The organism is Prevotella rectalis (assembly GCF_900607215.1).
Taxonomy (GTDB): domain Bacteria; phylum Bacteroidota; class Bacteroidia; order Bacteroidales; family Bacteroidaceae; genus Prevotella; species Prevotella brunnea.
Genome location: NZ_LR027820.1, coordinates 911,675 through 912,431 on the forward strand (window position 1 = coordinate 911,675; position 757 = coordinate 912,431).

The following is a 757-nucleotide window of genomic DNA, read 5'->3' on the forward strand; positions in this document are numbered from 1 at the left end:
AAATAAGCCGTCGGAACGGCGGTGAGCGGTATGTGAAGACCTTTGATGGCTTCACCCATCTTCTTACGATGCTGTATGCAGTCATCATGCGCTTCGACTCCCTGCGCGAGATAGAGGCGGCAATGACGGCTGAGGTGCGCAAGCTTCATCACATAGGCATTGACAGGGTTCCTAAGCGCAGTACCCTGTCAGATGCGAACGCCAGACGCTCGGAGAAATTCTTTGAGGACGTGTATCACGACCTTTACGAGTCCAATAAGGACAGACTTTCTTCGGACAGCCGACGCAATGGTACGGAGGAATGGGTAAAACGTCTGAGAATCATCGATTCCACCACGATAACCCTGTTCTCTAACGTCATCTTCAAGGGCGTGGGCCGTCATCCTAAGACGGGAAAGAAGAAGGGTGGCATAAAAGTGCATTCCGTCATTCATGCAAACGAGGGAGTTCACTGTGACGTGAAGTTCACCTCTGCCGCTACCAACGATTCCTTCATGCTCGCCCCCAGCCATTTCAAGCATGATGAAATCGTTGCCCTGGATCGTGCATATATTAACTATGAAAAGTTTGAGGAACTGACCGAGAGGAACGTCGTCTATGTCACCAAGATGAAGAAAAATCTCAAATACGAGGTGTTGGCAGACTGCATGGATATGAACGAGGATGGGCTGATGGAATATCGTGAGCAGGTGGTGGTGTTCAGGAAGGGCGGTATCAACCATATAGCGCGTATCATCACCTATGTGGATATCAAGAA

At 49.7% G+C, this 757-nt stretch carries 1 protein-coding gene; it reads left to right on the forward strand.

Annotated features, from left to right (window positions below; genetic code table 11):
• Window positions 1–757: transposase (locus E0E16_RS04920; RefSeq protein WP_130829742.1), on the forward strand; the 757-nt coding region annotated here is incomplete at both ends.